General features: G+C 40.5%; 21 protein-coding genes and 2 pseudogenes. 18 read left to right on the top strand and 5 right to left on the bottom strand.

What is annotated here, in order from left to right:
• The first annotated feature begins 170 nt into the window (after nucleotides 1–170).
• Nucleotides 171–755 carry an Npun_F5749 family FMN-dependent PPOX-type flavoprotein gene (locus tag CDG76_RS16580; protein ID WP_094350507.1) on the top strand — a complete coding sequence of 195 codons (585 nt, stop codon included), beginning with the start codon at nucleotides 171–173 and terminating at the stop codon, nucleotides 753–755.
• A 113-nt stretch (nucleotides 756–868) separates the two neighbouring features.
• On the opposite strand, the gene cysE is transcribed toward CDG76_RS16580, so the two are convergent.
• The 3 genes from cysE to CDG76_RS16565 form a co-directional block, all read right to left on the bottom strand.
• A complete protein-coding gene (gene cysE / locus CDG76_RS16575) occupies nucleotides 869–1630 on the bottom strand; it encodes a serine O-acetyltransferase (RefSeq protein ID WP_094350090.1) in 762 nt (253 codons plus the stop codon).
• A gap of 189 nt (nucleotides 1631–1819) precedes the next feature.
• A complete protein-coding gene (locus CDG76_RS16570; protein ID WP_094350089.1) occupies nucleotides 1820–2311 on the bottom strand; it encodes a hypothetical protein in 492 nt (163 codons plus the stop codon).
• A gap of 317 nt (nucleotides 2312–2628) precedes the next feature.
• Nucleotides 2629–4290, bottom strand: a complete 1662-nt coding sequence (locus CDG76_RS16565; protein WP_094350088.1) for a DUF3352 domain-containing protein — start codon at nucleotides 4288–4290, stop codon at nucleotides 2629–2631.
• A gap of 159 nt (nucleotides 4291–4449) precedes the next feature.
• On the opposite strand from CDG76_RS16565, the gene CDG76_RS16560 reads away from it, so the two are divergent.
• The 8 genes and pseudogenes from CDG76_RS16560 (at nucleotide 4450) to CDG76_RS16525 (ending at nucleotide 12583) form a co-directional block, all read left to right on the top strand.
• Nucleotides 4450–4782, top strand: a complete 333-nt coding sequence (locus CDG76_RS16560; protein ID WP_094350087.1) for a rhodanese-like domain-containing protein — start codon at nucleotides 4450–4452, stop codon at nucleotides 4780–4782.
• A gap of 467 nt (nucleotides 4783–5249) precedes the next feature.
• Nucleotides 5250–6374: a heat-inducible transcriptional repressor HrcA gene (gene hrcA, locus CDG76_RS16555; protein WP_094350086.1), complete on the top strand. Its 1125-nt coding sequence runs from the start codon at nucleotides 5250–5252 to the stop codon at nucleotides 6372–6374.
• Between the two features lie 123 nt (nucleotides 6375–6497).
• A complete protein-coding gene (locus tag CDG76_RS16550) occupies nucleotides 6498–7172 on the top strand; it encodes a DUF2834 domain-containing protein (RefSeq protein WP_094350085.1) in 675 nt (224 codons plus the stop codon).
• A gap of 312 nt (nucleotides 7173–7484) precedes the next feature.
• Nucleotides 7485–8567: a photosystem II q(b) protein gene (psbA, locus tag CDG76_RS16545; protein WP_094350084.1), complete on the top strand. Its 1083-nt coding sequence runs from the start codon at nucleotides 7485–7487 to the stop codon at nucleotides 8565–8567.
• A gap of 168 nt (nucleotides 8568–8735) precedes the next feature.
• The gene (gene aroC / locus CDG76_RS16540) at nucleotides 8736–9824 is read left to right on the top strand and encodes a chorismate synthase (protein ID WP_094350083.1); all 1089 of its coding nucleotides are present in this window, start codon (nucleotides 8736–8738) and stop codon (nucleotides 9822–9824) included.
• A gap of 128 nt (nucleotides 9825–9952) precedes the next feature.
• Nucleotides 9953–11746: a hypothetical protein gene (locus CDG76_RS16535; RefSeq protein WP_094350082.1), complete on the top strand. Its 1794-nt coding sequence runs from the start codon at nucleotides 9953–9955 to the stop codon at nucleotides 11744–11746.
• Between the two features lie 27 nt (nucleotides 11747–11773).
• Nucleotides 11774–12136 (top strand): annotated as a pseudogene (locus CDG76_RS16530) (hypothetical protein); the annotation flags it as partial.
• A gap of 177 nt (nucleotides 12137–12313) precedes the next feature.
• Nucleotides 12314–12583: a hypothetical protein gene (locus CDG76_RS16525; protein WP_190240870.1), complete on the top strand. Its 270-nt coding sequence runs from the start codon at nucleotides 12314–12316 to the stop codon at nucleotides 12581–12583.
• Here the strand turns inward: CDG76_RS16525 and CDG76_RS16520 are convergent.
• Complete coding sequence (locus CDG76_RS16520; RefSeq protein WP_094350081.1) at nucleotides 12570–13682, bottom strand: IS630 family transposase; 1113 nt, start codon at nucleotides 13680–13682, stop codon at nucleotides 12570–12572. The two genes, CDG76_RS16525 and CDG76_RS16520, sit on opposite strands and share 14 nt — an antisense overlap.
• Nucleotides 13683–13732: 50 nt before the next feature.
• On the opposite strand from CDG76_RS16520, the gene CDG76_RS16515 reads away from it, so the two are divergent.
• On the top strand, nucleotides 13733–13999 hold the full coding sequence (locus CDG76_RS16515) for a hypothetical protein (RefSeq protein WP_094350080.1): 267 nt from the start codon (nucleotides 13733–13735) through the stop codon (nucleotides 13997–13999).
• A 156-nt stretch (nucleotides 14000–14155) separates the two neighbouring features.
• On the opposite strand, the gene CDG76_RS37355 is transcribed toward CDG76_RS16515, so the two are convergent.
• Complete coding sequence (locus CDG76_RS37355; protein WP_190240903.1) at nucleotides 14156–14347, bottom strand: hypothetical protein; 192 nt, start codon at nucleotides 14345–14347, stop codon at nucleotides 14156–14158.
• Between CDG76_RS37355 and CDG76_RS16510 the strand changes: the two genes are divergently transcribed.
• From CDG76_RS16510 to CDG76_RS16470, 8 genes and pseudogenes are all read left to right on the top strand, one after another.
• Complete coding sequence (locus CDG76_RS16510; protein ID WP_094350079.1) at nucleotides 14284–14538, top strand: SemiSWEET transporter; 255 nt, start codon at nucleotides 14284–14286, stop codon at nucleotides 14536–14538. The genes CDG76_RS37355 and CDG76_RS16510 overlap by 64 nt on opposite strands.
• Before the next feature lie 21 nt (nucleotides 14539–14559).
• Nucleotides 14560–16215 (top strand): radical SAM protein, encoded by a 1656-nt coding sequence (locus CDG76_RS16505; protein ID WP_094350078.1) that lies wholly within the window; start codon nucleotides 14560–14562, stop codon nucleotides 16213–16215.
• Between the two features lie 83 nt (nucleotides 16216–16298).
• The gene (locus CDG76_RS16500; protein ID WP_012411100.1) at nucleotides 16299–16487 is read left to right on the top strand and encodes a CPXCG motif-containing cysteine-rich protein; all 189 of its coding nucleotides are present in this window, start codon (nucleotides 16299–16301) and stop codon (nucleotides 16485–16487) included.
• Nucleotides 16488–16506: 19 nt separating this feature from the next.
• Nucleotides 16507–16950 carry an SRPBCC family protein gene (locus CDG76_RS16495; RefSeq protein ID WP_094350077.1) on the top strand — a complete coding sequence of 148 codons (444 nt, stop codon included), beginning with the start codon at nucleotides 16507–16509 and terminating at the stop codon, nucleotides 16948–16950.
• A 633-nt stretch (nucleotides 16951–17583) separates the two neighbouring features.
• Nucleotides 17584–18345, top strand: coding sequence for a beta-carotene ketolase CrtW (gene crtW, locus CDG76_RS16490; RefSeq protein WP_094350076.1), 762 nt, complete (start codon nucleotides 17584–17586; stop codon nucleotides 18343–18345).
• A gap of 113 nt (nucleotides 18346–18458) precedes the next feature.
• Nucleotides 18459–19439, top strand: coding sequence for a 7,8-didemethyl-8-hydroxy-5-deazariboflavin synthase subunit CofG (gene cofG, locus CDG76_RS16485; protein WP_094350075.1), 981 nt, complete (start codon nucleotides 18459–18461; stop codon nucleotides 19437–19439).
• Between the two features lie 379 nt (nucleotides 19440–19818).
• Nucleotides 19819–21148 (top strand): annotated as a pseudogene (locus CDG76_RS16475) (ATP-binding protein).
• Nucleotides 21145–23739, top strand: coding sequence for a tetratricopeptide repeat protein (locus CDG76_RS16470; protein WP_094350073.1), 2595 nt, complete (start codon nucleotides 21145–21147; stop codon nucleotides 23737–23739). The pseudogene CDG76_RS16475 and the gene CDG76_RS16470 overlap by 4 nt, the downstream one beginning before the upstream one ends.
• Nucleotides 23740–23785 lie beyond the last annotated feature (46 nt).

The following is a 23785-nucleotide window of genomic DNA, read 5'->3' as shown; positions in this document are numbered from 1 at the left end:
GATTGGGGATAAGATTCCCGCTCATACACAGAGACAATTGCAAAATTATTTACTTAGTGTTGTACCAATTGTCTAAAATAAGACAACAGACCCAAACCTGGAAACCCAGATTAAATCTGACTTTCAAAAATTACGAATTACGAATTACGAATTACGAATTACGAATTAATATGTCTCTTGCTCCTTGGCGAGGTGCGATCGCTCATGCACTCCATCGCAACCGCAGCCTTGTTTATGCTCGTTACCTGCAACTAGCAACGCTACAAGCGAATGGTCGCCCAGCTAATCGTACCCTAGTCTTTCGCGGCTTTCTGGAAGATACAAACCAGCTAAGATTTATCACCGATAACCGTAGCGCCAAAGCCGACCAAATACAGCAACAACCTTGGGCAGAAATTTGCTGGTACTTCCCCAATACACGAGAACAATTCCGCATCACTGGTTGTTTGACTCTGGTAAGCGGTGATAATTCTCACGAGGATTTACAGCTAGCACGGATTGCAATGTGGCAAGAATTAAGTGATGCGGCGCGTTTACAGTTTGCTTGGCCGCATCCTGGAAAACTCAGAGTTGAAAACCCAGAAGCTTTTGCACCACCAGCACCCGAACCCGTGCAGCCAGTGCCTAATTTTTGTTTACTGCTACTCGATCCAGTGCAGGTAGATCACTTAGAATTACGTGGCGAACCACAAAATCGATGTCTTTACCACCGTAACGATCAGCAAGAGTGGTCTAGCCAAGCGATAAATCCTTAAATATTGGAATAGAGACGCGATTAATTGCGTCTCTACAGGAGTTAGGAGTTGGAAACTGCAAACCTGCATTTATGATTTTTATTCCTCACTCCTCACTCTTAACTTCTCACTTTTTAAATGCCAGCACCATCTAGAAATTGCTGGATGGTCTTATCTTTGAGGTTGCACCAGCGAGGATCGTGGGTTGGCTCATCCTCTTTCGCTGCTAAACAACCCACTAAAACAGGAGTTTTTTCTGAAGAATTGCGCTGAAGAGTTTGTATTTGTTCTTCCAACGCCTCAATGCGGTCTACTAAAGCACGAATTACTTGAGCTTCTGAATCTGGTAAGTTATTGTGTTCAAGAGGTGAAACTCTAACTCCAGAACGATACATAATGCGCCCAGGCACACCTACCACAGTACAGTCTGAAGGCACATCTCTTAAAACAACAGAACCCGCACCAATACGGACATTATTGCCAATTTGGATATTGCCCAGTACCTTCGCTCCAGCTCCGACTACGACGTTTTCACCCACAGTAGGATGGCGCTTACCACATTCTTTACCAGTACCCCCAAGGGTGACACCTTGATAAATTAGGGCATAGTCTCCCACGATCGCAGTTTCACCAATTACTACACCCATCCCGTGGTCAATAAACACACTTTGCCCAATTGTTGCACCAGGGTGGATTTCAATTCCAGTCAAAAACCGAGCCAAGTGAGAAATCAGGCGCGGAATAAAGGGAAGACCAACACTATACAGCCAGTGAGCTAGCCTATGGAATAACAGGGCTTGCAAACCAGGGTAACAAAATAAAACTTCCAACCAGTTACGGGCAGCTGGGTCACGTTCAAATATGATACGAAAGTCAGCACGCAGTATAGATAGCACGAGATAGCACCCTCGGAAAGCACAACAAGCTACTCTCCCATATTATCCTCTCAGGTGTTACACCTAAAAATTGGGAATGGGGGATTGGTGAAGAGGACAAGGGGAAAGACTTGTTGGAAGTTTTCACTCAAGTCACCTTGTCTCCTCTGCTCCCCTGCTTCTCCTAATCCCCACTCCCTACTCCCCAATTCACTGTTGCTCCACTTTCAGAGTATAATCACGCTTAACTCCAGGGTTAAATGTACCTACCCAAATCCGATACGTGCCCCTTTTCCAGTCGCGATCGCTAACACTAGCATCTTTACTTTTACCAGTGTCATCGCCGCAACGAATTGTTGTTTTATCTGGGCCTTGGATGATTAAAGTGGTGTCGTTGTTGTTGCTATCGACTTGGATTGTTAGCTGGGAAAAGTCCTTTTCCAAAACCATAATATGATCTGGTTTGGGATCGGCAAAGCCAATACAGGCTTTTTGATCGCGATCGCGGTTACTTATGGCAGACAATGAGTAAGAACCACCTGTAAACCCCTGCACTGTTCCTTCTGCTGAATTAAAGTTTGTTGATAAATTTAAAGTGGCAAAGTTTGCTGTCTGTGCTATTGCAGGGGTAGCTGTAATGGCGGTAAGTATAGCCAACAGCCAACCGCCGCGAAACTGAAGTCGGGGGCAACAGTATTTCATAGTAGCCCTCCAACAGGCTTTTAAATTAGTGATGATATATACATATTCTAGTGAAAAAATTCCAGTGAAATTTCAGTTGGTTGTGCCACATTAAAATGTGCCACAGTTGATGTTTGGGAAAGTGGACAGCTAATTGCTAGGTTGTTTCTCGATCTAGACAGCAGCATTAAATCGCGCTCGTTGATAGTGGAGCATTTTGGCAATCAAACCATTGATTAGCAAATGCTACATAAAATTCAAGTAAATATCACGAGGCAAAAAAGTACAGAAGATAAAAGAATTTTTTACCTTCTGTACTTTCAGCTTCTATGAAAATCTCACGAATTATGGAGTTTGAAGAAAACGCCACCTTTGAGTGATCGCGTGTCAGTTCCATAACTACTGACTGTGAGCGATCGCAGGTTGTTAAAAAATGGTTTACCTAAGACTTCCACTAGTTTGAGAATCGGTACTTGACGCTCTAACAAATTCTGGCTCTTTGTCCAGTCAAGATATACATAACCTTGGTTTGGTAGGGGAATTGCCGCGATACTATCTTTGAAATTAGCATTGTCAATTATGGAATTATTCTTGGTTGTGAGAATTTCATCCATCGTCTCCAAGTCAGACGCGAAAATTTCGTAATTTCCTAAAGTTGTATGCAATCCCTGTACTTTTGTTTCAATACTGAAGGATGTTCCCTCTTTAACATCACTTTTTTTTGTAGCTGTGGTTAACTCTGTCCAAGCGGAGATTTTTTGCTGATCTATAGTCAGGGGATTAATACTGAGTCCATTGGATGAGGCGATCGCATCTAAACGAGCAACACCTTTTTCCACACCCTCGGATTTTTCTACCACAAAAATCCAATGTGGGGTTGTATGCTCTTTATCAGGTAACAATCCTATGGCATATTCTCCTTGTACCCAGCTAAAAATATCCTCTGGTAAGTTTATACCCCAGCGTTTTTGAACATCCGCCAAAGGTTTTGCTAACCGAGAAACCACATCTTCCCCAGAACCATATATAGTAGCTGTGGCTTGTCTCCAGAGTTTGGCTAGATCGCTATCAGCCAAATTACTCAAATTTGAGCCGGAAATTGCTAAACCTGCGGATGCTGGAACATACTGTAATGCTCCCACAGGTTTAGATAGTGGTGCAGATGGAGGGACAATTTCCGATGAAGTCAAAAAGGTAGTTTCTGCCAGCAATCCTTTAGGATTTAACACCAAGGATATAATTTGGCTATTATAAAGTTGTTCTGGTAACTCTAAGCCTTGCCATTTTGCCACGATGGGAAGATTCAAGAAAGCTACAGCTAATACCCCTTTGAGCCGTTCTTTGGTAGCTTTTTGGTATTCGGGTGAGCTAGTTAAATTCAAATCGGGCGCTTGGACGTTATTGATAGCATCTCGTAGTACTTTCGGATCGTTGGCAAATAAGACGAAGCCTTCACCGACAACAGCACCAGCAAGCAAGTCTTGTTCTGGTTGAGAATTGTCAGAAATCAGTTTTACACCTTTATATTGTTCAACAGCTAAGGTTGCTCCGGCTAACGCTCGTTTAGAAAACAACAATTCGACAAACTCGCGGCTTTTCTCCGGTTGCTTGGTTGCTAGTGCCAACAAATACCCTGGCTGTTGTCCGTTTTCTGGATCGCGATCGATATCTAAGGTAGCGATCGCTAATGTAATTTCATCCCCTAACCAGGGTTGAATGTCTTGTTTGTAATCTATGCCACTCTTGGCGAATAAACTGGTTTTGAGTTTAGATAGTTCCTCTTCGCGCTCCAACGCCTGCAAACGGTCAGGATTTGTCAATAATGAAACCATTGCAGGGGAAAGCTTTGACACGAATATGGCTGCACCAGGCCCAGAGCTAGAAGCAATGAGGTTAGCCGGACTTTTAGCGAAAAACCAGTAAAAGCCTGCGATCGCAATTACTAGCAGGGCGATCGCCCCAGCGACGATAAAACCGATAAATGAACGTTGCCTATTCACATTAAACCTATTAAAAAAGACGGTTTACAGCCATTTAAGCAGAAAGCCTAGCAGAATTAATCAACCCCCTTGATTATGGATGCTGATGTCAAGGCAGAAATTTTCTGTCACCATAAATAGTATTAGGACTGTTTACGAAAACCTCATGACAGGGAACTCATGAATCAAATTAGTGTAGAAGAACTGGCGCAACGTCTTTCTTCTAGTGATGCAAGTATTCAGCTAGTAGATGTGCGTGAACCACAAGAATTGGCGATCGCTAGCATTGAGGGCTTTGTCAACCTACCTTTAAGTCAATTTACCGAATGGGGAGATCAAGTACCTACCCTCTTCAATCCCCAAACTGAAACCCTTGTGCTATGCCACCACGGCATCCGCTCTGCCCAAATGTGCCAGTGGTTGATTGCTCAAGGTTTTACAAATGTGCAAAATATTTCGGGTGGTATTGATGCCTATTCCCAATTAGTAGACCCTTCAATTCCCCAGTATTAGCTTCTGCTCGGATACATCATTCAGATGGAACTTACTCTTCCATCTGACTTTTGCTATGCTAAAGATAGAAGTACATCAATTTAGAGGCTTGCCGGAAAGTTTGAAATTTGCGCATCAAGTACATCTGCACAAAAAATGTTGGATTGCTCTAAATTAGAGTTCGGTAGTAGCCTCTGAAGAGAATACGTATCTAATAATACTGTTGCAAGCAGGAATTTATGCAAAAGTACGGTTAGAAAAAAGCATCGGAAGGGTACATTATAACTAGCAGCTTTTGCAAAAAAATTGAGCTACTATTTCAACCCTAATCTTAAAAAATGCTTTGTACATAAACTTTAAAAATACTTATCATAATATAGTTATATAATTTGATACCTTAATAAATTATTAATATTTTCTGTTTTCGATTAAATCCACAAATTTCTTGAGAGTTTGATTAAAATTTGCCTTCAGCAAAACATACCATAATGGAAGTTCAGTTAACAAATCGACAACAGCATATACTTTGGGCAACGGTACGTCACTACATTGCTACGGCAGAGCCAGTTGGTTCAAAGGCTTTGGTTGAGGAGTACGACCTGGGTGTAAGCTCGGCGACAATTCGCAATGTAATGGGTGTTTTAGAAAAGTCTGGATTGCTCTACCAACCACACGCTTCTGCTGGACGTGTACCTTCAGATTCAGGCTATCGCATTTATGTTGACCAGCTAATTACACCTTCTCTGCGTTCGCGCAGCGTCCCGCAGGGAAGTAGTGCTGAAACTTTAGGGCGAGAAGTAGAGGTAGCACTGCAAAAGCATCTCCAGTGGGAAGATCGGAGTTTAGAAACCCTACTACAAGGAGCTGCGCAGATTTTAGCAACCTTGAGTGGTTGCATTAGCTTGATCACAATGCCGCAAACGACTACAGCGTTATTGCGACATCTGCAATTAGTGCAAATTGAAGCCGGACGGATCATGCTGATTGTCGTAACAGATGGTTACGAGACACATTCCAAATTGATGGATTTGTCGCCAACACCAGAAGAAACACAACGAGATTCAGAGGTAATCGATCGCGAGTTACAGATTGTTTCTAACTTTTTGAATACCCACTTGCGGGGGCGAAGTCTGTTGGAATTAGCCAACCTCAACTGGAGCGAACTAGATCAAGAATTCCAACGCTACGGGGAATTTTTGAAAAACTCAGTTGCCGAATTGACTCGTCGGACTCTTGCACCGACTGCAACCCAAATTATGGTTCGGGGTGTGTCAGAAGTTTTGCGCCAGCCAGAATTTTCACAGTTACAGCAGGTACAAACGATTATCCACCTGTTGGAAGAAGAACAAGACCAACTGTGGCGATTAATATTTGAAGAACCAGAACCAGAGGATGGTGGAAAACCAAAGGTAACAGTTCGTATTGGTGCAGAAAATCCATTAGAACCGATACGTACCTGCACCTTGATTTCTTCTAACTATCGCCGAGGTTCAATACCCGTAGGAAGTGTGGGAGTTTTGGGGCCAACGCGCCTAGATTATGAAAGTGCGATCGCAGTAGTAGCATCTGCTGCTGATTACCTCTCAGAAGCTTTCAGTTATTTCAATCCTTAAATCGTGTCAGGTGATATTTTAGGGATAAGCGACTACGGGTCTAACCGAATAGACAATATAATAGCAGGCAGATAGCCCAATTTATAGCGGCAAAATCAATAATTAATACTACCAAAATCTTTCATGGTTAGAAAAATTGCCTTTGGCTTGCTGTGGCTGGGATTTGTTGTCTATGCTTTTTTCCTCGCGCCTCCTGAGCAACCTGGTACATTCGAGTTAATTAAAAACCTTTCTATTGGGCAGTGGCAAGGCGTTAACCCGTTAGTCATAGCACTATTCAACCTCATGGGCATCTGGCCTCTTATTTACAGTGCAGTAGTGTTTATTGATGGTAGAGGACAAAAAATACCTGCTTGGCTGTTTGCTACTGTCTCTTTCGGAGTTGGTGCTTTTGCCTTGTTGCCGTACTTAGCCTTTAGAGAACCAAATAATCAGTTTGTCGGTAAAAAGAATATCTTGCTCAAATTACTAGATTCTCGTGTAACTGGTTTTGTATTGACAGTAGCCACGGTTGTTCTAGTCACCTACGGTTTAAGAGGTGGAGATTGGGGCAGTTTTGTGCAAGAGTGGCAAACTAACCGCTTCATCCATGTGATGAGTTTAGATTTTTGCTTACTCTCCCTATTATTTCCCACATTGCTGGGGGATGATATGGCGCGTCGCGGTTGGAAAAATCCGCAGTTTTTCTGGTTAATAGCGTTGATACCGCTATTCGGCCCATTGGTTTATTTATCTGTGCGTCCATCTTTACCGGAAGTGGGTATAGAGTCCATATCCAAGCAGCCAGCAACGAATTGAACTAGGGATTGGGGACTGGGGACTGGGGATTAGGGAGATTTAGATGGAGATTCAGATCCGCAACCAAATTTTACTCATAAATTTTAATTATACTTTTCTTGCCCAGTCCCCAATCCCCAGTACCCATTTTTCACAATCCAAAATCTAAAGTCCCCGCTTTTTCAAAGTTTTGGGGATTTTCTGTGGGTGCGTAAATCCCAAGAGAAAGTTTTTTCTGAAAGTACTTTACAAAACGCAATAAATTATTTAAGATGTGTAACAGGTAGTCAAACCTACCTAAATTCATCTGCAAATAATCGCATTTATAAAACAATGACAACAACCTTACAACGTCGCGAAAGCGCCAACGTATGGGATCGATTCTGCGAATGGATCACCAGCACCAACAACCGGATTTACATCGGTTGGTTTGGCGTAGTAATGATTCCAACCTTGCTAGCGGCTACCGCTTGCTTCGTAATCGCCTTCATCGCTGCTCCTCCAGTAGACATTGATGGTATTCGCGAACCTGTTGCAGGTTCCTTAATCTACGGAAACAACATCATCTCTGGTGCAGTTGTTCCTTCCTCCAACGCTATCGGCTTGCACTTCTACCCAATTTGGGAAGCAGCTTCCTTAGACGAGTGGTTGTACAACGGCGGTCCTTACCAATTGGTAATTTTCCACTTCCTGATTGGCATATTCTGCTACATGGGTCGTGAATGGGAATTATCCTACCGCTTAGGTATGCGTCCTTGGATTGCGATCGCATATTCTGCTCCAGTAGCAGCAGCAAGTGCAGTATTCTTGGTATACCCCATCGGACAAGGATCATTCTCTGATGGTATGCCTTTGGGAATAAGCGGAACATTTAACTTCATGATCGTGTTCCAAGCAGAACACAACATCTTGATGCACCCCTTCCACCAATTAGGTGTAGCTGGTGTATTCGGCGGAAGTTTGTTCAGTGCAATGCACGGTTCTTTGGTTACATCTTCCTTGGTTCGTGAAACAACTGAAACCGAATCTCTTAACTACGGTTACAAATTCGGTCAAGAAGAAGAAACCTACAACATCGTTGCAGCCCACGGCTACTTCGGTCGTCTAATCTTCCAATACGCTTCTTTCAACAACAGCCGTTCACTGCACTTCTTCTTAGCAGCATGGCCTGTAATCGGAATCTGGTTTACCGCCTTGGGTGTAAGCACAATGGCGTTCAACTTGAACGGTTTCAACTTCAACCAATCAATCATTGACTCTGAAGGTCGTGTGATTGCAACTTGGGCGGATGTAATCAACCGCGCTAACCTGGGTATGGAAGTAATGCACGAGCGCAACGCTCACAACTTCCCTCTAGATTTGGCTGCTGGCGATTCCGCTCCTGTAGCTCTAACCGCTCCTGCTATCAACGGTTAATTCTGAAGTTTAGCTAAATAAGAAAGCGCCCTCTGGTAACGGAGGGCGCTTTCTTATTTGTATAGGTATAGGTTATACGTCAAACATTCCGAGTGCCAAAGCATAAAAATTAACTTTTGCACAAACTCTAGGTAAAATACATAAGCCTCATCCTTTTTCTTTAAGATCATGGGCAACACTTTTGGTCATCTATTTCGTATAACTACTTTTGGTGAATCTCACGGCGGTGGTGTGGGGGTTGTGATTGATGGTTGTCCTCCACAACTAGAAATTTCGGCAGAAGAAATTCAACTGGAATTAGATAGAAGGCGTCCAGGACAAAGTAAAATTACGACACCTCGCAAAGAAGCGGATACCTGCGAGATTTTATCAGGTGTATTTGAAGGCAAAACACTAGGAACGCCTATAGGAATTTTGGTACGGAACAAAGATGCTCGTTCGCAAGACTACGACGAGATGTCCGAAAAATATCGTCCTTCTCATGCCGATGCAACTTATGATGCAAAATATGGCATTCGTAATTGGCAAGGCGGGGGTAGATCGTCAGCGCGTGAGACAATTGGAAGAGTAGCAGCAGGTGCGATCGCTAAAAAAATTCTCCGTCAAGTTGCCAATGTTGAAGTTATCGGTTATGTCAAGCGCATCAAGGACTTGGAAGGTGTAGTCGATCCAAATACTGTCACCTTAGAACAAGTAGAAAGCAACATCGTTCGTTGTCCTGATGCTGAATGTAGCGATCGCATGATTGAATTAATTGAGCAAGTTGGTAGACAAGGTGATTCTATCGGCGGTGTCGTAGAATGTGTAGCGCGTAACGTGCCGAAAGGTTTGGGTGAACCAGTATTTGATAAATTGGAAGCTGATATCGCTAAGGGTGTGATGTCTCTCCCTGCTAGCAAAGGCTTTGAAATCGGTTCCGGTTTTGGCGGAACACTGTTAACCGGAATTGAGCATAACGACGAATATTATATTGATGAAAATGGTGAAATTCGCACTGTAACTAACCGTTCTGGTGGTATTCAGGGGGGAATTTCCAACGGGGAAAATATCATTTTACGAGTTGCATTTAAGCCGACGGCGACAATTAGAAAAGAGCAAAAAACAGTAACTCGTGAAGGTGAGGAAACGCTATTAGCTGCTAAAGGACGACACGATCCTTGTGTGCTACCGCGTGCAGTTCCAATGGTGGAGGCGATGGTGGCGCTGGTATTGTGTGACCATTTGTTACGGCATCATGGACAATGTAAGCTGTTGTAGGGATTATACTTTGACTTTCATAAAATATTTATGCTTCGAGGGTGGGTGTCTGACTCGCCCTTTTTTATCTGTATTGCTATAGTAGCGGATAACACATTTAACTACGTGCGATCGCATCTACTATCAATATGGATAAAGAGTCTCAAAATCGCTTAGAACACTTTGCTGCTTTAAAGTCCAAATACCAAGCAACTCAATATGAGGATTCATTACCCCCTAGTTTGCTGTATCTCATACTACGAAAACTTGACTTAGGAATTGAACTTCTTGACTTAGAATCTAATTGGTTGGGAGAGTCTCAGCTTGAGGAGACTTTAGAAGCTATCAAGCAAGAACAGCAATATAGATTGCAAGAATTCGGAAATCTAGAATTTGAATTTTCTAAATTAAAGTCTAAGTATAAAGCTACAAAGCATAATGGTTCCTGGCGATCTAGTCATTTGTATTTCATACTTTTGAAACTTGAATCAGGAAATTTACTCACTGATTTAGAAGTTCAATGGCTGAGAGCGACCGGTTTATATGAAACAAATCAAATTGCTCAAGAAGTAAAGCGATTTACTCAACTTAAATCTCAGTACAAAGCTAGTCAATATCAAGACTCATATCCTGATAGTTTCCTGTATCAAATACTAAAAAAGTTAGAGGTTACAGAACGTTTAAGTGATTCTGAATATCATTGGCTGATCAATAATGAACTCTTTGAAACGGCAGAAATTTTTCAACAACAAGAGTTAGTAAAAGAAAGTCACTTTGCTCAGTTAAGAGAGAAATATCAAGCGAATCTACACTCTGATTTATCATTATCCAGTCCACTATATCTAATACTCCAAAACATTGACGCTAAAAATAATTTGAGTGAGTTAGAAATTAACTGGCTGGAACAGCAAGGACTTAGCGAAACAATTGCCATTGCTCAAGAATTGCAACAAACACGAGAATTTGCTGCCTTGAGACTTAAGTATAAAGTAACTCATTATGAGGATTCATCGCCTAAGAGTCACCTGTATAAAATTCTCAAAAGGCTTGAGTTGTCCAATCAGTTAGGTGAACAGGATATTAACTTTCTCAAAAAACGCAAGCTGACTGAGATTATAGAAATTGCAAATGAAAAATACGCCTCTACCCTAAAATCTAAGATCGATTTAGGAGAACTACCTAATGAATCAGAAATTGATTGGCTGAAAAATAATAGACGTGAAGATATAATTGTTCTCGCTCAACAAAAGCACTTCGCTATTCTCAAGAGAAAATATAGATTGATATATCTTTCACTTGCGCTAGAGCCATTTTACGCGATCATGGTCAAATTAGAGAAAAAAGAACGGCTAGATCCTAAGTTGGTTTTGCAGCTTATGGAAGAGGAACTATTATCTCCTGGCGGGAAAATTGCTCTTGCATATTACAGGCTAGAAGCAGAGTTTTATGAGCAGGAATTTCACCGCACTGGAAATAAATGGGATATTCCCACCGCTAGTAGTTATTGGCGCAAAGCAGATGAACCTGAACAGGCATTAAAACTTACTAACTTAGACTTAAACCAAATCAAAGAAAGCAAGCTAAAATCAGCAATTTCAGTTACTAGAGGTGCAGCATTCAGAGATATGGGTAACTTAGCTGATGCAGAGATTTGTGCGAAAAAAGCTATGGAGTATCACCCTGATAGTCATCAACCTTATACCTTAATGGGTGCTATATGTTATGACAAAAGTGACTATCCAAAAGGAGATTATTGGTATGAACAAGCAATTAAACGCGGTGCTAAACCTGAAGATATAGATGATGAGAGAAAACGAGTAGTCAGGAGTACAAAAGATGAGAATAAACGACATGAAGCAGCAGAATATTTACTGAAAAAAGATTCACAACGATATGCTTGGGCTAAGTCTTATCTCAAAAAATCGTCAGACAATGGTAAATAAACTGGTTTGCATCACCAAACTACCAACATGACCAGATTCATCCATGACCAATTTGCCAAAGACTACCTCGAACAATTACTCACTCCTTACGGCGAAGTCCAAGCACCTAGACGAGTCGCAGGAGAAGTTAGACAGATTGATGTTTATTTCATTCCCAAACCACAACCAAGAGACATACCAGGAACACTCGGATTATTAGGTAAAATTGTCACTACCCCTTCTCTACTTGAACCCTTTCGTAACGCAGCTTCAGCTACAGAAATTTGCGATTGTCTCTTAAAATTATTAGAGGTGCGTGGCGATTTACAACGACAAGCAAATCGGAATAAAACTCGTATTCTAGAATCTGATTTACCAAAATTATGGATTCTTACCCCCATAGCATCCACATAACTCTTATCAGGATTTGGTGCTAACCCAAAAGATGACTTTTTTTAATTAAAAATTAAGAAGAATAATTTTTAATTAATTTGGGGTACAAGCCCCCACTGATTGCAATTTTTAATTAATAATTTTTAATTTTTAATTGGAGCGAAGCGACTTGACTACCTGCCTGGAATATACTTCATGCCAGAGTATTTGCGTACCGCGATAGTAACAATTCATCAGTTGCCATCTATCTCAGAAACCTTATGGCTGATAATCATCGGTAAGGGAAACGTTCAAAAGCAAGCAATTGACGAACTAGAAGCACTTACTCCTGATAATCCTTTCCGAAAAGCAGCGTTAAAATTGCTGTACAACTTGCAACAAAACTTACAAGTCACTCAAAATCAAGACGAGGAAGATAGGGAATTACTTATGCGATTAAGCTATTCCACATTTAAGTTGCAATAGTAATATTACCCTTATTCTTAATTTTTCTTCCCCATTTAATAATTAATTCTCCTTGATTTAACAGCTTATCAAGTAAATTTTTTAGTTCATCGACTGATTTAAATAACCTGTGGGCTACATATTCTTTAGCTGAATGCCATACCAATTCTACTAAATTCATATCTGGGCTATATGCCGGCAGAAAATATAGTTGAATGTTTGGCAACTCTTTCTCAATTGCCTCTATAATTACTTTCTTTTTATGGTAACTAGCGTTATCCAGAATAATTAAAATTACTGGGCCATTCTCGGAAAAATTAGATTCTAGATTTCCTGCTAAAACCCATTCTTTTTTCACAAATTCATTTAATTTTTTTAACTGCGCATAAAAAATTTCACCATTCCCTTTCTCAATGAAATAACACATTCTCTTGCTGTCGTGATATCTTACTCCTCCCATTATATTTACACGCCCGCGACTCCTCTGACCTGTTACTTTTTTACTCGAACCTTTTTTGCTCCAATTTTTACGTCTAATTACCCTGAGACTAAAACCACTCTCATCCCAAAACCAGACTTGTAACCTTTCAGGGCAAGACTTTGAAGCTTCTAGATATCCAAGCAGTTTTTCTTTAAAGACCTCTCTTTTTATCGGATCTTGCTTATCCTCTAGACTGTATTTTGCCCAAAGGTAAGCATACTTTTTTTGCTTTAATATTCTCCTGACTTGTTCTCCGCTTAACTTAATATCAGTTCTTTTGTCTAAATATGTAGCTAATCTTGCTGTTGTCCATCGTCCAAATTCATAGCCTAATTCACTTGGTTCTTTGTCAATAACTTCCATTAATAATTTAATATATTCATTTGTTGCTTTCTGGTAATTTCCTTTTCTCCTGCCATCTTTTAGACTTTCTAAATTGTCTGGATCACCATGAACACACCAATATGCTACACTTCTACATGAACAGCCTAAAAATTCACTTATCTCCTGATAAGTTTTTCCATCATTCATCAGAAGTAACATCAATATTCTCTGTATAAATTGAGAGCGATCGCTATCTTTTAAAGCTTTTTGTAAATTGTCTTTTTGAGATTGAGCTAGAAACCCTTTAGCAGGCATGATAACGCTATAGACACGGATATATCTATTTTACCATTTATGCAATTTAAATGTGGAACAGCTTAGCACCACTTTACCAACAAGACCGAGAACAGGCGATACAAGAAGGAGAACAACGGGGACTCCAAACAGGACTCCAAACAGGAATTCAGCAAGGAGAACGCTTGGTGGTGGAAAACTTGCTCAAAGTTCGCTTTGGTGACATAGATAATGAGCTTCAAGCAATTATTGAACCTTTATTATCGTTACCGCCAGAAGAGTTTACGCCTTTACTGTTGCAGTTGTCTCGTGAAGAATTAATCCATCGGTTTTGCTAGTGTTTATCACATATCCTTTAATGAGTTTTATTTTGTCATGCTAATTGCATTTATAATTGGTCTTTTTTGGTGGTTAATATACATAAATTACAATTTTTACCGATTATTCTTGCTAAGACCATGATACATTTTTAGATTACCGACTGATTAAATAAGTCAGAATCTTGTTGTTAATCTGTTGTAGCGATCGCTCAACAGTGTAAAATGTCTCAGATAGCGTTGTATTAAGCAGGCAAGGGCGATCGGTGATGTATAATATTGCAACTTAATATAAATAATTAAACATGGATTTTCTGACAGTTCTAGGATTAGCTGCCGCCACAATAACCACAATTTCTTTTTTGCCACAGATGTTTAAAACTTGGCAAACAAAATCAGCAAAAGATGTTTCTTTGGTTACGCTGATGACATTTATAAGTGGTGTTTTTTTGTGGCTAATCTATGGAATTTATTTACAATCCTTGCCAATTATTCTTGCTAACGCCATAACATTGATTTTTAACTTAATTATTCTATGGCTTAAAATTAAATATAGATAAACTTGCCTCTAACAAACACCTGTGACATCATCTGTATTTGACTCTGAACGCCTCCTTTTTATACCCACCACCCCAGACACCAACGCTATCCCCATAATCTTCGCCTTTCCCAACGAGTACAGCGTAGGTATCACTAGCCTTGGCTATCAGGTGGTGTGGGCAACCTTGGCAATGCGTGATGATGTGCAGGTTAGTCGCCTGTTTACAGATACTCGCGAACAACTCCCTAGAACGCCGGAAATTGTGGGATTTTCGATTTCGTGGGAACTGGATTATGTGAATATTTTAAATTTACTGGAATCTTTAGAAATTCCTATTCGAGGAACCTCTCGTGATGATTCTCATCCGATAATTTTTGGTGGTGGCCCAGTTCTCACTGCTAACCCCGAACCTTTTGCAGATTTTTTTGATGTCGTTTTACTGGGGGATGGCGAAACCCTGTTAGGGAATTTTATTGAGGCTTACAAAGAAGTAAGAAATGCCTCCAGACAAACTCAACTAAAAAGACTTGCACAAATACCAGGAATTTATGTACCCAGTTTGTATGAGGTGGAATATCACACAAAAGATGGTGAAGTAAAGTCTATTAAACCAATTTCTCCCGAAATTCCCGCAGTGGTGCAAAAGCAAACTTACCGGGGAAATACTCTATCGGCATCCACTGTAGTCACCGAAAAAGCCGCATGGGAAAATATTTACATGGTGGAAGTGGTGAGAAGTTGTCCAGAAATGTGCCGCTTTTGTTTGGCGAGTTATCTCACACTGCCTTTTAGAACAGCTAGTCTGGAAGATTCATTGATTCCAGCGATCGCAAAAGGTTTAGAAGTCACAAATCGGCTAGGATTATTAGGGGCTTCAGTCACTCAACATCCAGAATTTGAGACTTTGCTAGATTATATTAGTCAGCCAAAGTATGATGATGTCCGTCTCAGTATTGCTTCAGTGCGAACTAATACTGTAACAGTGCAGTTAGCAGAAACTTTGACGAAACGAGACACGCGATCGCTTACCATTGCAGTAGAGAGTGGTTCCGAGAAAATCCGCCAAATCGTCAACAAAAAGCTGCATAACGATGAAATTATTCAAGCAGCGATAAATGCCAAAGCTGGCGGATTAAAAAGCTTGAAACTCTACGGAATGGCAGGAATTCCTGGTGAAGAAGCTGAAGATTTAGAGCAAACTGTGGCGATGATGCGTAATATCAAAAAAGCTGCGCCGGGATTGCGCTTAACATACGGATGCAGTACCTTTGTACCCAAAGCACACACACCGTTTCAATGGTTTGGGGTGAATCGGCAAGCAGAAAAGCGGTTGCAGTTTTTGCAAAAACAGCTAAAACCACAGGGGATAGAATTTCGCCCAGAAAGCTATAATTGGTCGATTATACAGGCTTTGTTATCGAGAGGCGATCGCAGACTCTCCCAACTTCTCGAACTTACTCGTGACTTTGGCGATTCCTTGGGTAGCTACAAACGTGCTTTCAAGCAACTCAAAGGACAAATCCCCGACTTAGATTTCTACGTCCACGCCGAATGGTCAACAGAACAAGTATTACCCTGGAGCCACTTGCAAGGGCCTCTGCCACAGTCTACACTACTAAAGCATTTGGCTGATGCTCAGAGTTATATCAACCCATCCCCAAAAGAATTACAGCCAGTATTGGGGATTAGGGACTAGGGACTGGGGAATAGAAACTAGGAATTAAAAGTTAATACCCAATACCCAGTACCCAATACCCAGTACCCAGTACCCATGAATTGATGCAAAACACAGCTGAGTATTACTGCGCCTATTGCGGCGAACCAAACTTAACTTTTATTGATTTGAGTGCTGGAGGACAGCAATCTTACGTTGAAGATTGTCAAGTTTGTTGTAACCCAAATATTTTGTATGTGCGGGTTGATGAAGATACCCTAGATATCGAGATTGATACTGAATCCGAAAGTTGAATTTTAGGTTTTTCTTTCCATGCTGCACTTTAAACATTCCTCAATCATTAATGCCTCACCAGAAGTAGTTTGGAAATTTCACGAAAGGCCAGATATTTTGCAACTGTTGAATCCACCTTGGCAGCCAGTCCAAGTGGTTCGTCGTGAAGGAGGACTGAACGTGGGTGCTATCACCGAATTTCGCTTGTTTCTCGGGCCATTACCCTTAACTTGGTTAGCGCGTCATACCGAATGCGAACAATATCGCCTGTTTACCGACGAACAGATATCTGGCCCCTTTGAATCGTGGGTACATCGACATGAATTTGAATCAGAAAATGGCAAAACCAGATTAACTGACGCTATTTCCTTCTCTATGCCTGGTGGAGGAACTGTTGAATTTGTCAGTGGTTGGTTAGTGCAAGCGCAATTAGAAGCGATGTTTCGTTACCGCCACTATGTGACTAAACGAGAATGCGAGTAATTATGAGCATTCTCTTGTAGTAAGTGGCTCCAGATTTTGAGCTTACTAGGAGCCATACTTATTATTTTATCTTTGTTAGTTTGGATAATAAAAATCAGTAAATTTTCTAATTGACATTATAAATACTATTTCGCTAACTTCAAAGTGTTTCCTGAAAAGCTTGGAAATCTCATCCTTAGAGTTAAGGTTTAATCCTTGGTCTGAACGTTGGAGCGATCGCTTGTCAAAGATCGGTTTTTAGCCTACATTAGTTTGGGATCTCAACGGCTACAGCATCATGCAAAAATTACTCCACTTCATGCCCTACTCTTGACGCTAATTATGTTACCGCCTTTTTCCCAGACTTCGGCTGTTTAAAAAGCCCCATTTTAAAAACACTAGTTTTTATAATCACCAAAGCTATCAGTACTATGACTTACATAATCCAACCGCCATACCAAAAACAGTTGTTGGTATGGCGGTTGTATGTGTAATAATAGTTAAAGTATCTTAATATTTCTAAATATATTAAGGTGTTGGCACCATCCAATGCAAAACACTGACCACTAATAGAGTTTTCTGGCTGGTGGTTAGTGCTTTTTATGGTGACTATATTTTAGGGATTTTCACCTGAATACTAGGCGGAGTAAAAGCGTGATTCAATTAGAACAACCACCCAGTCATCAAACAAAACTGACTCCAGTAGTGAAAAGTAAATCTCAGTTTAAAGCACTTTTCATTGCTATTGTCATTGTTAGTGTATGGATCATTAGCTTGAGTTTATTACTTCCCCTTGACATCTCCAAGTTAAAACTTTGGATGCTATTGCCTAGCATCGCTTGGCAAACATTTTTATATACAGGATTATTTATTACATCTCATGATGCTATGCATGGGGTAGTGTTTCCCCACAACAGCAAAATTAATCATCTTATTGGGACATTAACCCTATCTCTTTATGGTCTTTTACCATATAAAAAATTATTGAAAAAGCATTGGTTACACCATCAAAATCCAGCAACTCAAATAGACCCAGATTTTCATAATGGTAACTACAAAAACTTCTTTGCTTGGTATTTACATTTTATGAAAGGTTACTGGAGTTGGGGACAAATAATTGCTCTTTCTATTATTTATAACTTTGCAAAACATATACTCCATATACCCAGTGATAATTTAAATTATTTCTGGGTATATCCTTCAATTTTAAGTTCATTGCAATTATTTTATTTTGGTACTTTCCTCCCACATAGTGAACCTATTGGAGGTTATATTCAGCCTCATTGTGCCCAAACGATTAACCGTCCAATTTGGTGGTCATTTATCACGTGCTATCATTTTGGCTATCACGAAGAACACCACGAGTATCCTCATATTCCTTGGTGGCAGTTACCAGAAATTTACAAAGCAAAATAGTTCTTGTTCTTCTAATAAATAAGTGGGCGTGAATAATTAAAGGTTTGTAGTCAGTGTCTCCAGCCCTTAAAATAAATCTGGGGCTGCTTACTAAGAGCAAATTTATTCTGCTTATGTCAATTAATAATTCTCGTCTTGTCACCTATAGCCCTGCTTATACAATCGTTCCCACTTACGAGTGCTTTAATCGATGTAGTTACTGCAACTTTCGCAGCGAACCGGGTAAAAGTCCCTGGATGAGTCTTTCAGATGCAGACAGTATTTTAAAACCACTTCAAAACGAAAAAGTCTGTGAAATTCTCATACTTAGTGGTGAAGTACATCCCCATTCGCCAAAGCGTCAGGCGTGGTTTGAGCGGATTTATGATTTGTGTGAATTAGCGCTTTCAATGGGATTTTTACCTCACACAAACGCGGGGCCACTGAGTTTTGAAGAAATGCAAAAGCTCAAGCGTGTAAATGTTTCGATGGGGCTGATGTTGGAACAGTTAACGCCAACATTGTTAAATAGTGTACATCGGCACGCACCGAGTAAATTACCAGAAGTTCGTTTACAACAATTGCAATGGGCGGGAGAGTTGCAAATTCCCTTTACAACTGGGTTACTGTTGGGAATTGGGGAAACGGCTGATGATTGGTGGGAAACATTGACAGCTATATCTGAACAGCATCAACGTTATCACCATATTCAAGAAGTTATCTTGCAACCTCATAGTCCAGGATATCAGCAAACCTTTGATGCACCACCTTTTGATCCTCATCATTTACCAGAAGTAATTGCTAAAGCACGTCAGATTTTACCGCCAGATATTACGATTCAAATTCCGCCCAATTTAGTTAAAGATGACCGATGGTTACTCGCTTGTATCGAAGCTGGTGCGAGAGATTTGGGTGGAATAGGGCCAAAAGATGAAGTAAATCCCGATTATCCTCATGTTCAGGAACAGGCATTGAGAGAAATTTTACAACCTGCGGGGTGGGAATTGGTAGCGCGTTTACCGATTTATCCGCAATTTGATAGTTGGTTGTCGGGAGAATTACAAACAGCGGTGAAGCGCTGGCGCAAGACTCTAACCCCAGTTTGTCTTTTGTAAGAATAAGTAAGTAGAAATTTTTCCATCTCGTAGTAGTTTTTTGCTGACGAGTATTTGAGGTGCGTTCATCCACCTTTGAACTCCGTTAACGAGTATTTGAAGTGGATGAATCCACCTCTGAACTCCGTTAACGACTATTTGAGGTGCGTTCATCCACCTCTGAACTCCGTTAACGAGTATTTGAACTGGATGAATCCTCCTCTGAACTCCGTTAACGAGTGTTTGAACTGGATGAATCCACCTCTGAACTCCGTTAATGAGTCTTTGAACTGGATTCATCTACCTCTGAACTCCGTTAACGAGTCTTTGAACTGGATTCATCTACCTCAATTCTGTATGATCTCAATTATTATGAGCATCATTGCTATATTTTTTACCTATGGTTAATAGTACTGACCTACTCGCAAACCTCTACAACGCCTTTAACCCCTTTGAACCCTTACCCGCAGGCGATCCAAAATATGTAGATTGTCAGGATGTGCGGGGAGATGCCGATATTTTGCAAGAGTTGGGAAATCGGATGCAATTGGCAAATACAAATACTTGCCAATTATATTCTGGTCATCGAGGTGCGGGGAAGTCTACAGAATTACTCAGGTTAAAGAAGTATTTAGAAAATCGGAAATTTTATGTTGTCTATTTTGCGGCTGATGAAGAGGATATCGATTCTGAAGATGCCCAATATACAGATATTCTCCTCGCCTGTACCCGCCGTTTGCTCAAAGATTTAAAAGGAATTGCTAGTCCTCGTCCAATACTCGACTGGTTGAAAGATCGTTGGGTAGATTTAAAAGATTTGGCGCTGACTCCCATAGAATTTGAGAAGATGGCTGTAGAAGTGCAGCTTGCTCAATTCGCCAAGTTGACTCGCAAATTTAAGAGCTGTTCCTGAATTACGCCAGAAGATTCGCCAGAAAATTGATCCTCACACCGTCACTTTAATTCAGGTGTTAAATGAGTTTCTGGTGGATGCAAAACAGCACTTACCTAATGGCTACAATAAACTGGCGGTAATTGTCGATAATTTAGACCGGATGGTGTTAGTCAAAGACGGGGACGGCCGCACCAACTATGAGGAAGTCTTTTTAGACCGTAGCGAACAACTCCAAGCTTTAGATTGCCATTTGATTTACACTGTCCCGATTTCAATGGTCTATTCTACCAGGGCAACAGACCTCAGAGATATCTACGGCGACCCCCAACTTTTGCCGATGATTATGGTAAATACTCTCAAGGGAGACATTTACCAGCCAGGACTGAAGAAAGTTAAGGAAGTAATTAACAAACGAGTCCGGCAAATTGCACCCGAACTATTACTAGAAACAGAAATTTTCGACAGTCCCCAAACCTTAGACAGACTTTGTTTAATGAGTGGAGGTCATGTGAGAAATTTGCTATTGTTAACTCAAGATGCTATTGGACGCACTGAAGAGTTACCTGTTTCAGAAAAGGCGGTGCGACGAGCAATTACTCAAGCCAGAGATACTTATCGCCGCGCTGTGGAAAATCATCAATGGTGTCTGTTAGCGGAAGTGTCTTGTTCTAAGCGGATTATTAATGATGACTTGTATCGGAGTTTGATGTATAACCGTTGTCTTTTAGAATACCGCTATTTAGATGATGATGGAGAGATGCAGCGTTGGTATGATATTCATCCATTGATTCAAGGAATTCCAGAATTTAAAGAAGCCGTAGCAAAACTTTCATGAACCCAAATTTAAGTGATTGGGATGATGATTTACCCCCAGAACCAGAAGAAGCTTATCAAGACTTGCTTCGCGCACTGAAGCGAAAATCAGGATTTGGTTTGTTTTTCGTCCAATGTACACCTGTGGAAGCAGACAAGTTTATCGTCAAACTTCCCCAAGAGATTCCACAGAAGAAGATTGCAGTTTTGCGCTTTGTCGAGTCGATTGATAATTTATATCAGCCAGTAGCAGAGTTTGTTAAAGACAAGCAAGTTGATATTTTACTAATTAAAGGTCTGGAATATTCTTTATACAAGTATGAAAAAAGAAGTTTTGGCGAAATTACGGAAGGACAATTTAGTAATTTAACCAGTGTTCCGCATATTTTAAATCACTTAAACCAACAGCGAGAACGCTTTAGAGATGACTTTACCATTAGCTTTGTTTTTCTTTTACGTTCATTTTCGTTAAACTATTTTATTCATCGTGCCCCAGATTTTTTTGATTGGCGTTCTGGGGTATTTGAATTACCTACAACACCAGAAGTGGTAGATGAAGAATCATCTCGCTTATTAGATGAAACAGACTACGAGGAATATTTGAAACTCAGCCCGGAAAAAAAGATAGAGAAAGTACTGGAAATTCAAGAACTGCTGACAGAAAAACATCAGATGGATAGTCGAAAGGCAAGCCTGTTACATAGACTAGGAAGACTATTAGTTACTTTTAAGGAATATGAAGCCGCTCTTATATCCTATGAGCAAGCAGTTAAAATTAGACCTGATTTTCACGTAGCTTGGAATAGCCAGGGAATTGCGTTAAGAAATTTAAGACGCTATGAAGAAGCAATTATATGCTACGACCAAGCAGTGACAATTAAACCTAAATTGTATGCAGCTTGGATCAATAGGGCCTATGCGTTAGGAAGTTTAGGACGTTATGAAGAAGCCATCGCATCCTTTGATAAGGTACTGGAAATTAAACCAGATGACCACCAAGCTTGCTATAGCCGGGGCATTGCACTACGCAGTTTAGGACGCCATGAAGAAGCCATTACATCCTTCGATAAGGTATTGAAAATTAAACTAGATGACCATCAATCTTGGATCAATAGGGGCATTGCACTAGGCAATTTAAAACGCCATGAAGAAGCAATCGCATCCTACGACCAAGCACTGAAATTTAAACCAGATTTTCACGAAGCTTGGTACAATCGCGGCAATGCGCTGCGTAATTTAGAAAGCAATGAAGAAGCAATCGCATCCTACGACCAAGCACTGAAATTTAAACCAGATTTTCACGAAGCTTGGGGCAACCGAGGCAATGCGCTGCGTAATTTAGGAAGTAATGAAGAAGCCATCGCATCCTTTGATAAGGTACTAGAAATTAAACCAGATGACCACCAAGCTTGGGGCAACCGGGGCATTGCACTACGCAGTTTAGAACGCCATGAAGAAGCAATCGCATCCTTTGATAAGGTAATAGAAATTAAACCAGATGACCACCAAGCTTGGGGAAATCGGGGTATTGCGCTAGGCAATTTAGAACGCCATGAAGAAGCTATTACATCTTTTGATAAAGTATTAGAAATTAAACCAGATGACCACCAAGCTTGGGGGAATCGGGGCATTGCGCTAGGCAATTTAGGACTCCATAAAGAAGCGATCGTATCCTATGACCAAGCACTAATAATTGAATCGGATGATTATGTAGCTTGGAATAATCGAGGTTTTTTGCTGTGTGATGAGCTGCAACGTTATGAAGAAGCTATCGCATCTTTTGAACAAGCACTGAAATTTAAACCAGATGACTACGAAGCTTGGAACGGTAAAGGTAATGCGCTATTTAACTTAGGACGCAATGAAGAAGCGATCGCATGTTTTGACCAAGCGCTAAAAATTCAATCGAACTACCACTATAGCTGGGAGAATAGAGGTTACGCTTTATACAGCTTAGTTCGTTATGATGAAGCGATCGCCAGTTTTGACAAAGTACTAGAAATACAACCAGAACACTACCAATCCTTAAATAACCGAGGCTATTTATTGCTTAAAAAATACTCTTGTGAAGGAATAATTTCTATTTATGAGAAAGGGCTGGAAATAGGGTTTTCACTTGACAATTTTAATAATCAAAAAGTGTCTGTAATATTCGATTTAGGAAGAGCTGAGGAAGCTATTTTAAATTTTGAAAAAGCTCTTAAAATTAAACCAGATTTTGAATTAGCCTGGACAAACAGAGGTTTTGCACTTTATTACTTAGGTCGATATGAAGAGGCTATAGAAAGTTACAATAAAGCTCTTGAATTTCAATATGAGGACTACGTTTGCTGGTCTAATAAAGGCTTTGCACTAATGAAGTTAGAGCGCTATGAAGAAGCTATTGCCAGTTTTGATAGAGTTATAGAGATTAAACCTGATAATCATACCGCTTGGTACAACAATGCTTCCTGTTATGCTTCACAGAACAATGTCCAATTAGCAATTGAAAATCTACAGCAGGCTATCAACATAAATCCTGACGAATATCGTGAGATGGCAAAAACTGACTCAGGTTTTGATGGTATTAGAGAAGATGAGCGCTTTCAAGTTTTAATTCAACAAAAGATGTAGCGATAGTTTTAGACAGATGAAATTAAAAGCGATGCCGATAGATTAC

The sequence above is a fragment of the Nostoc sp. 'Peltigera membranacea cyanobiont' 210A genome, assembly GCF_002246015.1.
In the GTDB taxonomy this organism is placed as follows: domain Bacteria; phylum Cyanobacteriota; class Cyanobacteriia; order Cyanobacteriales; family Nostocaceae; genus Nostoc.
The sequence above is the reverse complement of the archived record's forward strand: the minus strand, read 5'-3'. Positions and strand labels throughout refer to the sequence as shown.

Excerpts from the sequence above, each read along its gene's own strand:
- CDG76_RS16520 (WP_094350081.1), bottom strand. The coding sequence starts at position 13,682 with ATGCCTGCTAAAGGGTTTCTAGCTCAATCTCAAAAAGACAATTTACAA.
- CDG76_RS16560 (WP_094350087.1), top strand. The coding sequence starts at position 4,450 with ATGAATCAAATTAGTGTAGAAGAACTGGCGCAACGTCTTTCTTCTAGT.
- CDG76_RS16580 (WP_094350507.1), top strand. The coding sequence starts at position 171 with ATGTCTCTTGCTCCTTGGCGAGGTGCGATCGCTCATGCACTCCATCGC.
- CDG76_RS16470 (WP_094350073.1), top strand. The coding sequence starts at position 21,145 with ATGAACCCAAATTTAAGTGATTGGGATGATGATTTACCCCCAGAACCA.
- hrcA (WP_094350086.1), top strand. The coding sequence starts at position 5,250 with ATGGAAGTTCAGTTAACAAATCGACAACAGCATATACTTTGGGCAACG.
- psbA (WP_094350084.1), top strand. The coding sequence starts at position 7,485 with ATGACAACAACCTTACAACGTCGCGAAAGCGCCAACGTATGGGATCGA.
- CDG76_RS16550 (WP_094350085.1), top strand. The coding sequence starts at position 6,498 with ATGGTTAGAAAAATTGCCTTTGGCTTGCTGTGGCTGGGATTTGTTGTC.
- CDG76_RS16500 (WP_012411100.1), top strand. The coding sequence starts at position 16,299 with ATGCAAAACACAGCTGAGTATTACTGCGCCTATTGCGGCGAACCAAAC.
- CDG76_RS16525 (WP_190240870.1), top strand. The coding sequence starts at position 12,314 with ATGCCAGAGTATTTGCGTACCGCGATAGTAACAATTCATCAGTTGCCA.
- CDG76_RS16495 (WP_094350077.1), top strand. The coding sequence starts at position 16,507 with ATGCTGCACTTTAAACATTCCTCAATCATTAATGCCTCACCAGAAGTA.
- aroC (WP_094350083.1), top strand. The coding sequence starts at position 8,736 with ATGGGCAACACTTTTGGTCATCTATTTCGTATAACTACTTTTGGTGAA.
- cofG (WP_094350075.1), top strand. The coding sequence starts at position 18,459 with ATGTCAATTAATAATTCTCGTCTTGTCACCTATAGCCCTGCTTATACA.
- CDG76_RS16515 (WP_094350080.1), top strand. The coding sequence starts at position 13,733 with ATGTGGAACAGCTTAGCACCACTTTACCAACAAGACCGAGAACAGGCG.
- CDG76_RS16570 (WP_094350089.1), bottom strand. The coding sequence starts at position 2,311 with ATGAAATACTGTTGCCCCCGACTTCAGTTTCGCGGCGGTTGGCTGTTG.
- CDG76_RS16510 (WP_094350079.1), top strand. The coding sequence starts at position 14,284 with ATGGATTTTCTGACAGTTCTAGGATTAGCTGCCGCCACAATAACCACA.
- CDG76_RS16535 (WP_094350082.1), top strand. The coding sequence starts at position 9,953 with ATGGATAAAGAGTCTCAAAATCGCTTAGAACACTTTGCTGCTTTAAAG.